Genomic DNA, 9,721 nt, shown 5'->3' on the forward strand with positions numbered 1-9,721 from the left:
TCAGCCGTAAAATAGCATGTAATTTACTCATAGATATAGGTCTTGTTGACATTATTGTTATCCTCATCAAATGATTTAGATAACGGTTTAACATACCTACAAAAATGATAAAACGTGAACTCGGTAACGAGTGGCATTAAGCTTTGATCGGCAAAATCATTAAGAACACAAAAGTGATCATTATCGAGTGATTTTCGTGATCAAAGCTTAATGAGAATAAGTGATCAAAGTTAATGCCATTGGGTGATCAAAGCTGGGGAGAATATGCAAGCGGCCTAGAGTATCACTAGTTGGTTCGGGCGTTTGGTAGTAGATCTTGATATTCCTAGTATGAATGAGCTAGATGAATTGCGTAGCGATCACCGCTTTAGACATCTGTTTATTAGTAACATCCGTAATAACCACGCGTTTGATCTTTCATTATTACAACAAATTGTTGGTCATGAAATTTCAAAAGGTGGGATAGCTGATAATTACATCATAAGAATGCTGGTTAGATTACACTGGGAAGTGTGGTGACGCTTCTTTCAAGCACTACTTAATTAAATTAGCAGTGCTTGAATGTTATTAAATATACTCAAAATGAATGAATTATTTTAACCAAAATTTGTGCCAAATAGCCACGCGCTAGGATCTTTATCATAAAGCTCTAAAATAATACTCTCTTTAATATAAGATTTTTCATCATCAGACAATACATTGTACTTTTTATCTATATCTATAATTTCGTCTAGAGATGATTGCCCTATATTTATAAAGTATTGCAGTCCACTGTCATTTATTGTTTCAATCGCTATCTTAAAGATCATAGACTTTTGTCTAGGATCCATCTCACTGAAAATGCAACCATCATGAGCCATGAAATTAAGTAACTCAGGTCTTAATTGATACAATAAAAAGTCATAGCAAAATATTTTCACTTCATTAATACCTTGAGAGCCATCTCTAGGTATCTCAATATCAATATTAAATAGGTACTTAGCATCAACAGTTTCGGTTAACTGTAAAGAACCCCCATGATTGGTGTAAAATTTCTTTACTATAGTCCTAAATTTATTTTCAACTTTCTCCAAGTAGTCTTGGTTTTGATTTCGGTATTGAAGAGCTCTAGCTTGTAAGTTTGCATTATCCAAATCTAATTGAGTTTTATCGGCTTTAAAGCTATTTAATATTTCTCGATACTTATCTAAGTCTCTGACTTCGCTTTCTATAGTTCTGATACGTTCACTAATAGAGTTGTATTCTTCTAGCGCCCCTTTAGAGTCCAAATCTTTTAAAATCAAGTCTCTTTTTCGCTCGAAATCAGCTAAATCTTTTTCTAACTCCTTAAGTTGAATTGTTAAATCAGATATTTCACTATTGATTCTTTTTGTTCTGGAGCGGACTAAGTTAGTATGGAACTCATTTGCTTGATCCAGTCTTACGGATACTTTTTCATCGAAAAATAGGTTGGCTTCATCATAAATTCTTTTTACTTTGTTCAAGTCAACGTCAATTAAGTTAGACTCTTCGAGGCTACTCTTCTTTCTTGCTATACTTTTTGTAATATCAAAAATATCATTACGAGCTTTATTTGATAAATTAGTTAGGAAGTCGGCTTCTTTTTTAAATTTGTCGTAGTTTTCAGCAATAATAAAATCATTTTTTTCTTGAATTAATTGCTGAAGTTCATCTTTTAGGTCTTTCACATTTGAATCATCTAACAGCTCTTCATAGCTTTCTACGACACTCCTAGCTTTTTCAAGTTTGTTTATCTTTTCTTTTATTTCAGCCTTTTCAATAACTAGTTCTGTATTTATCCCTAGTAAAGCTAAGTTAGCATACATTTGGTAGTAATCTTGAAGGGGTCGCCCTTGTTGGCTCAAAGCATCGGAGTAATAGGTACTACCGTACCGTCTAGAAAAACAATTTAGTATTTGTTTAAAACTTACATTTGAGTCAAAACTATTTCCGATAAATATACGTCGAAGCTCACTTGGGTAGTGAGTTTGAGTTATTTTGTCTTCATTAACGATAAAGTGAGTTTCAGCAAAGTTTTTTTCTATTTTATATGTTTTATTTTCATGTACTAAGTCTAGAAAAAAAGTACCAAAGGATGAAAGGAAGTCTAGTATCTTCTTATCCTTTGGCTTGTTTCTATCAAGGCGAGAGCCCAGCATTAAATGTATTAAGTGAAGTGAAAAGCTTTTGCCAATACCATTATAAGTTTTTTTATCAGCATCGCTAAGTTGAAAGCCTGCGAGAATGTTGAGGCCACTTTTGAAATTTAATGTCTTGAACTTTGGATTATCAGAGCTTAGCTTTAATAGTTTCATTTTCCATTTCTACTTTTCCAAGAATGTACAAAAAGTTGATACAAGAGATTACAGTTTCTACGCTAACCGATTTAGGGTAGCTCTTTTGTAGTTCATAATGGATACTATCAACACATAAATTATTTTTACTAAGCAATTCAACTATAAATGAAGAAATGCAAAAGAGTGAGTCTACAGGCCTTATTGATTTATTTGGTAATATCATTACTTCTTCATTCCAACATCGCAAACTTCAAAAAAGTGAGCTATTAATATCCATGAAACTGCCATGCTATTAAAGTCGCTTATAATCATCTTAGACTCTAGCTGATGATGAAGGCTATTAATTACTTTATTAAAATTGATATCAAATTTCTTTGAAAGTAAATGCAAGTCAGCAACTTTAAGTTTAACTAAATCACCCATAGGTACTTTAGCTCTTAGACTTTGGATTAAAATATCTCTGTATAGTTCATCAACAACAAACTCTTTTAGTTCTTCGGCTAACGCCCCATCATCAATAAAGCTAACCAGGGTAGTATATTCTAAGCTTTTATTTATTTCTGAAGAAATTGATTGTCTAATACTATTCACTTTAAATTTATCATCGGTTTCTATAGTGCCCCAATCATCGTCATGGGAAGGTAGTGGTTTCGTTGACTTTTCTTTGAGTAGCTTCTTATAAACGAGGTCTAACACTATTTTGTCAGTATATTTTACTTGATTTTTTTTAAAGTATTTATCACATAAATCAATCAGTTTTTTGCTTTCTAGTGCTTCGATATCTCTAATTATATCTCTATAATCTTTTAAAGTATCTTTGAGGTTTATATTGTATCCATTTTCAATCTGGTTAGTTGTTTCGGCATTGGGCATTGCTTTATCTAACAAGTAATAAATTGAAATTTTGTAACCAGCGTATTGTCTATTTTTACAAGCGTTTAATGTATGAAGGATTTTATCTTTTGTTCTTGTAGTTGTTATTTGAACAATTTCTTTCGATGAATGCTCAATAAGATCAATGAAAGGGGCGTTAAAGTCACCGAGATTTGCATTTACAAAGTTTCTATCGTAAATGAAATTAAAAATGTCTCTAAAGTAGTTTTCCCCATGTATGTTTAGTGAAAGATCATTGATTGCCTGATGATGCTCAATATCTAAACGCATAATAGCAAATACCCTACTTATCACATCGAAAGCAGCCTTTCTATCATTAAGCATATTTAAATCCCTCTAAACATAATTCTTAATACAAACTGTACTATAGTGCTAATGCGATGATACACCACAGGTTAAAAATTTTCACCTTTTATAGAGATGCTCAAGTCTAACGTTAGTTGATTTTCTGCGTAGGGCTAAGTCTTGTTACTATTAATCGCTTTAAACACTGAGTAGCTAACGGCTAATACTAGGCAGATGGTGGCGGGGATAAAGAGGGCATTAAATTTATAAAACTGGAATGCATAAGCACCTAACGTGCCACCGCAAATGAATCCTGAGATTATCAGTAAAAACAACAGTGCTTTGCGTTTATCAAAGGGTTCGCCTCTTAATTTAGCGCCAAGCATTAGCCCTAGATCAGTAAAGATACCGGTAACATGGGTGGTGCGAATAACTGCGCCGCTGTAAGTGGTGGCTAACGCGTTTTGTAAGCCGCAGGCTGCGGATGCTAAATAGTGCCCGTTTACAGAGTCATTCGATAAAAAATACACTGAGCTTGCTAACAGAGTGGCTTCAAATAACAGCAAGCTACTGTAGTTATGGCCGAGTTTTAATGCACCACTTTGCAAAAAAGCGCCGGAGATCGCTGCACCAACTAAAAAACTCAGTAGGATAAGAGCTAAGTGTAATACATCAGTAACGGGGGAGGTAACAATGCTTGTGCCAAGGAGTGTTGCAGTGCCTGATAGATGTGAAATTGATTGATGTTTGAACCCTAGTAACCCTATCGAATTAACAAGCCCAGCAACAAGCGCAAGTAAAAACGATCCATATTCTACCCAACGAGGCAATTTTGAAATCACGGCTAACAGTTAATTTAATAAAATCTGTTTGGTAACCTATCAGTTCGTTATTTATTAAACAATAGCTAGCTAAGTTTTCAATGCATAGTGTGTGCTGGATCAGCAATATTTAGGTAGCGGTTGTGGATTGGTTGCTTACCAGTGCTAAAAATTCCTGTTCGGGTAATGGCTTTGCAAACAAATAGCCTTGGCCATAATCACACCCTATATCAAGTAATAATTGCTGCTGCTCTGGTGTTTCAATGCCTTCGGCAATCACTTTTAAACCAAATTGATGTGCCATAGTGATAATTGCTTTGCATAACGCCAGATCTTGATTGTCGGCTTGAATGTTATCAACAAAACATTTATCAATTTTTAAATAATCTGCGTCCATTTGTTGCAAGTAGGCAAGCGATGAATAGCCGGTGCCAAAGTCATCTAAAGCGAGTTCCATACCGGATTTTACCAGCGCTTTCAGGCGTTGTTGGGTGAGTTGCTCTGGTGCGATCATTAACCCTTCGGTGATCTCGCTAACAATTGCACTCGGTGGTAAATTGGCGGCTTTTAGCAAGGCTGGCCACTGATCAATACCGCTATCAAGGCAACTAAATTGCACTGGCGAGACATTAATACTAAGTTGAAAGTTGGCATCAACCTGGGCTCGTAAAACCGTTAGCGTTTGTAATGCGCGAGTAAATACAAATTGTCCTAATGGGTTGATATATCTAGACTCTTCGGCCAAAGGTATAAACTCTGCGGGACTAATTACGCCGCGTGTAGGGTGGCGCCAGCGCAATAGTGCTTCTGCTTTATGAATGTGCCCAGAATCTAGGTTAACGATTGCTTGGTAATAAAGATCAAATTGTTTTTGTTCAATGCCATAGCGCATATTTTTGAGTAAATCCATACGCGCTTGTGCTTGCTCGCGTAAGTTGTGATTGAAAAACTCAAAACAGTTACGACCACTTTGTTTAGCTTTATACATGGCTTGGTCTGCGGCTTTTAATAACAGCTCTGAGCTATCGCCATCGATTGGTGCAATAGCGATGCCGATGCTGGTTGCTATGTGTAGTTCTTCGCCTTCGAGTATAAATGCTTTTGTCATGGCATTGAGGATATCGTTGGCTACTTTTTTAATGTGTTCTTCAGTGACTAGCTTGGCATGTACAATGACAAATTCGTCGCCACCAATACGTGCAATAAACTCAATATCAACAATTTCTTGTTGCAAACGAATTGCGATCAACTTAAGTAATTCGTCACCATAAAAATGGCCTAAGGTGTCATTTATGTCTTTGAAATGATCAAGATCAAGTAGCATGATCACCAATGGCTCATTAGGATTTAAGGCGTTGTTGAGGCGCTGATTTAAGCGCTCTTTAAGCTCAATTCGATTAGGTAGATTGGTTAAATGATCAAAGTGAGTTTGATGCCATATCAGATCTTCGGCTGCTTTCTTAGCGGTAATATCGGTAAAAATCGCGACTCTGCGCTGCGCTTCAGAATGCTCATTGTATACAGTATCGATAGTAAGCCACTCTGTGAATAACTCGCCATCTTTACGACGGTTAATTATTTCACCTTGCCAACGGCCAGTCTCTTGTAATTGCAGCCACATTTCTTGATAGAACACCTTACTGTGCTTGCCTGAAGCTAAGATAGCGGTGGTATTGCCCAGGATTTCATTTTTACTGTATTGGGTTACTTCACAAAAAGCCGGGTTAACATCTAAGATAATGCCGTTTGGATCGGTAATGGCCATTCCTTCACTGCTATTTGAGTAGACCAATGAGGCCAGATGAGACGCTTTTTCAGCGTTTTTTCGCTGGCTGATATCTTGCAATACAATAGTGTACTCGTTGCTATTATGCTTGGCACTGATCCGCGCTTCAAATACTTGCTCGACTTCGCTGTTATTGATTGTTAATTCAAATTGGCTAGTTTTATTTTTGCAGGGCAAATGCTGAAGTAACTGTTTACTTTTTTCTTCACCAAGTAGCTCGCGAAGGTGTAACTTTGAACGTGTATACACAGGTAAATTTAACTGTGAAATTTGCCCACCTAAGTTCAGTACATCACCGTGAACATTGATCCGAATGTAGGTATCAGGCAAAGCGTTTAATAAACTACTTAATTCGTCATGTTGGCGTTTGACACTCGCTTCTGCCGTCAGACGTGTTTGCGCCATCGCTTTAAAATGTTGATAGAGAGTATTCAGCTCTGGGCTATTTAAAGAAAACTGTTTTGGTAATAACCCTTGCGCAAGCTCTTTAATCGTCAGAGTGAGTTGTGCTATGGGCGTTAATACGTTGCGCTTTAATTGGTTATGAGCAAATATAGACAGGCCAATAATCATCAATGTAAATGCAGCTAATGTGATAAAAAATAGTTGGTTGGCAGCTTGAATTGCGTTATTAAATGGCATGACAACATAGACATTTAGGCTATTTTTAGTTTCATCGGTATACATGGTTTTACTGTGTAAAATGTGATTAATACCTTGCAATTCAATTGTGCTATTGAGCATAGGTAGTTCAGAGCTAAATCCATAGGCGTTAATATTTTCGCCAAACAGCGATGGATCGTTAGGGTAATTTGCAATAATGCGACCGTTGTTGTCGGTTATAACAGCAATGGCATCTTCGGGTAAGTGAGAGTTGGCAAGTATCTGGCTCCACCAATCTAATGTGACAACCGTTACTACTGCCCCATATACTTGTTGCTGCTGATCAATAAGTGGATAAGCAAAATTGAAACTGAGGGAATTGATACTGCGATCTTTTTGAAAATAGCCAATGGCAAAGCTTTTAGTTGCCACAGCATTTTTAAAGTATTCACGATCGGCAATATTAATATTTTCTTTGCGTCCTTGCGATAAACACACCGCGTCGCCTTGCATGTTGACGATACCAATATTTGCAATTTCAGGTTGAAGTTTTTGTATTTTAGCTAAGTAATAAGGGCAGCCGGTTTGTAGTGGCGCGGCAAAATCTTTTAAGTCAGCAAGTTGAGTGGTAAATGTCTTAATTTTTTTGAGTAGCTCAGTCTGCTGCTCAACAAGCTGTTCGGCAACCGTTAATGCCTGCAGCCGACTTTCTTGGCGTGCGGTTTCTTTGGCATGCCAAAGGCTAAATAAGATCACCAAAATGCCGGGTAAACTCAGTAATATAAATAACCGATAAAGTCGATGTTGTAACGATGAGGAAAAAATAACAATACTCTTCATACTGGGCTTTGGCATAAAATTGTAGCCAATTAAGTTGAAAATAACCATATATAATATAAGGTTAATTGCGGTTTATCTAATAAAGACCAAAGTAATAGCTCTGAAGAGTAAGATTGTGCTGAGCAAAGCTCAGTATCTATGAGGATTTATAGCAAACGTAACAACCAGCTAAATTGACTTAGCTTTATTTTATTGGCTGAATTTTGGCTATGACCATTTAGCGCTTGATAGCCTGCACCTGCCGTAAAGGCACTGGCAATACCGACATTCGATACTGCAAAGCGTTTAAGTCGGTAGTTGAAAGCTTGATGATGTTGCTGTTTTAACGCATTGATGCTATTCATTTTTTGACTTAAGTGACGAACTTTATGATTTGGTTTCTTAATAAAATAATCAATTAGCATTATTCACCCCTATTTATATTGAGTAATTGTTTAATGCTGTGCGCAGTTTTATCAAAGCCAATTTTGCTGCTGATATAACCAATGTTTTTCCACAGCCACATTAAACAAAGCAATTGTAAGCCAATTAGACATACAGCACTGAGCCATATTGATTGACTAAAGGCAAAAACCGCAAAGCCAAGTGTGATCAGCAAACCGGCCCACAACAATACTAAACCACCGGCAAAACTTACCAGCAAAATAATAGTCAATGCCAAAGAGCGAGTTGATAGTCGCCACTCGGCACTCGCTAATTCTTTGCAAATACCAGCCTGTTGGCGATAGTCTTGATAAAGTTGCTCACCATATTGAGATAATTTAGCAAGATGATCTTGCCACTGATCAGCACTTTGCGGTGCAGGATCAGCGGCTTGATGCTGTTTATCTTTAGGATCGGTATGTGGTTGCATAATTGCTTACTTGCTACGGCGAAATAGTGCTGTCACTAGCATACCAGCAGCAAACGCAAGACCAGCTGTAGCAAGCGGGTTTTCAGAGGCTAATTGACGAGTTTTACCACTGTATTCAGACAGTTTTTCACGCGCAATTTTTTGCTTTTCAGTGAGTGTTTCAGCTGAACTTGAAGCACCATGACGAATACTTTGTTCTGCTGTTGCAGCCTTTGAAGACAGCGAATCAACAGCAAGATGAGCCGCTGAGGTTGCTTTGTCTGTTAATGGTGATTCAGTGTGAGCAGCAATATCATCAACTTTTTTACTGGTTTTTGCAGCTGAATTTGAACTTGATGTTGAAGTAGTCATAGTAATCGTTCCTTAAATATAAAACTAGATTGTGTAATACTTGTTGCAGCCTTCGTACCACTTCTACGATCTTATTTAAATTCTTAAAAATCAATGGTTTGTTTTTTATCTTGTGAATCACTTTGTTTGAAATAACAGCGTTTAAAGTAACTATTGCAAAAAGATCGCGTAAATTTTACAAGATCTATTAAGCAGCAATTCGCTACTAATATTTTGTAACTGTTCATTGATTATTCATTAATCATTTAAGTCTATTTATTTTGTTTTATCTCAGAATAAAATATTTTTTTTGATGTTATCCACTTTTTCCCACGTAATTCAGTAGCTTCGCGCTAGGCCTTATTTTTTCTGGCTTTAACACACCATTATAGGTTTCTGCTGACTTGACAAAATAGCTTGTCAAGCCCTAAACTGGAGCACTGTGGTAAAAAGTGGTATTTAGTGGATCAAATTGGATCAAATTAATCAAAACAGATTAATTACAAACTTTTAAAGTAGGCTTTTTATGTTCCGTGGTGCGAGTTCACTGAGTTTGGATGACAAAGGACGATTTGCGGTACCGACTAAGTACCGAGACTCGCTGTTGTCTGAAGATCAGGGGACGGTGATCTGTACTGTCGCACTGAACGAGCCTTGCTTGTGGTTGTATCCACTGGCGCAATGGCAGGATATAGAAGATCGCTTAGCTAAAATTTCCAATATGAATCCACGCGCTCGACGCATGCAACGGATGTTGTTAGGTAATGCAACAGAATACCAATTAGATAAAAATGGCCGAATATTGCTGGCACCGTCGTTACGGTCTCATGCTGATTTAGGCAAAAAAATCATGTTGGTCGGTTTGATGAATAAATTTGAGATCTGGGATGAAGAACGTTGGCATGAACAAATGCGCCAAGATACCGAAATTGAACGACTCGGTGAGTTTGAATCAACCCCAGACTTAGATAATTTTTCGCTCTGATCACACAATAAAAAGGCAAACAATAGC

10 protein-coding genes are annotated in these 9,721 nt (G+C 37.0%); 2 read left to right on the forward strand and 8 right to left on the reverse strand.

Annotation, left to right across the window (positions count from 1 at the left end):
- Nucleotides 1-303: 303 nt before the first annotated feature.
- Complete coding sequence (locus tag H5201_RS10130; RefSeq protein ID WP_182784508.1) at nt 304-519, forward strand: hypothetical protein; 216 nt, start codon at nt 304-306, stop codon at nt 517-519.
- A gap of 77 nt (nt 520-596) precedes the next feature.
- Here the strand turns inward: H5201_RS10130 and H5201_RS10135 are convergent, their stop codons facing one another.
- From H5201_RS10135 to H5201_RS10165, 8 genes are all read right to left on the reverse strand, one after another.
- Complete coding sequence (locus H5201_RS10135) at nt 597-2,315, reverse strand: DUF2326 domain-containing protein (RefSeq protein WP_182784511.1); 1,719 nt, start codon at nt 2,313-2,315, stop codon at nt 597-599.
- Nucleotides 2,290-2,520: an ABC-three component system middle component 6 gene (locus H5201_RS23555; protein WP_404936355.1), complete on the reverse strand. Its 231-nt coding sequence runs from the start codon at nt 2,518-2,520 to the stop codon at nt 2,290-2,292. Before H5201_RS23555 ends, H5201_RS10135 begins: the two co-directional genes overlap by 26 nt.
- The gene (locus H5201_RS10140; protein WP_182784513.1) at nt 2,520-3,515 is read right to left on the reverse strand and encodes an SMEK domain-containing protein; all 996 of its coding nucleotides are present in this window, start codon (nt 3,513-3,515) and stop codon (nt 2,520-2,522) included. Before H5201_RS10140 ends, H5201_RS23555 begins: the two co-directional genes overlap by 1 nt.
- 134 nt (nt 3,516-3,649) lie before the next feature.
- The gene (locus H5201_RS10145; RefSeq protein ID WP_182784514.1) at nt 3,650-4,318 is read right to left on the reverse strand and encodes a YoaK family protein; all 669 of its coding nucleotides are present in this window, start codon (nt 4,316-4,318) and stop codon (nt 3,650-3,652) included.
- 109 nt (nt 4,319-4,427) lie between these two features.
- Nucleotides 4,428-7,541, reverse strand: coding sequence for an EAL domain-containing protein (locus tag H5201_RS10150; RefSeq protein ID WP_259399682.1), 3,114 nt, complete (start codon nt 7,539-7,541; stop codon nt 4,428-4,430).
- Between the two features lie 131 nt (nt 7,542-7,672).
- Nucleotides 7,673-7,930 (reverse strand): hypothetical protein, encoded by a 258-nt coding sequence (locus tag H5201_RS10155; RefSeq protein WP_182718046.1) that lies wholly within the window; start codon nt 7,928-7,930, stop codon nt 7,673-7,675.
- Entirely contained in the window at nt 7,930-8,379 is a 450-nt protein-coding gene (locus H5201_RS10160) for a hypothetical protein (protein ID WP_145236851.1), read from the reverse strand. Before H5201_RS10160 ends, H5201_RS10155 begins: the two co-directional genes overlap by 1 nt.
- Nucleotides 8,380-8,385: 6 nt before the next feature.
- Nucleotides 8,386-8,730 (reverse strand): DUF883 domain-containing protein, encoded by a 345-nt coding sequence (locus H5201_RS10165; protein WP_182718047.1) that lies wholly within the window; start codon nt 8,728-8,730, stop codon nt 8,386-8,388.
- A gap of 505 nt (nt 8,731-9,235) precedes the next feature.
- Between H5201_RS10165 and mraZ the strand changes: the two genes are divergently transcribed.
- Nucleotides 9,236-9,694 carry a division/cell wall cluster transcriptional repressor MraZ gene (gene mraZ / locus H5201_RS10170; protein ID WP_145236856.1) on the forward strand — a complete coding sequence of 153 codons (459 nt, stop codon included), beginning with the start codon at nt 9,236-9,238 and terminating at the stop codon, nt 9,692-9,694.
- Nucleotides 9,695-9,721 lie beyond the last annotated feature (27 nt).

This window comes from Pseudoalteromonas sp. SG43-6, assembly GCF_014164365.1.
Lineage (GTDB): Bacteria > Pseudomonadota > Gammaproteobacteria > Enterobacterales > Alteromonadaceae > Pseudoalteromonas > Pseudoalteromonas rhizosphaerae.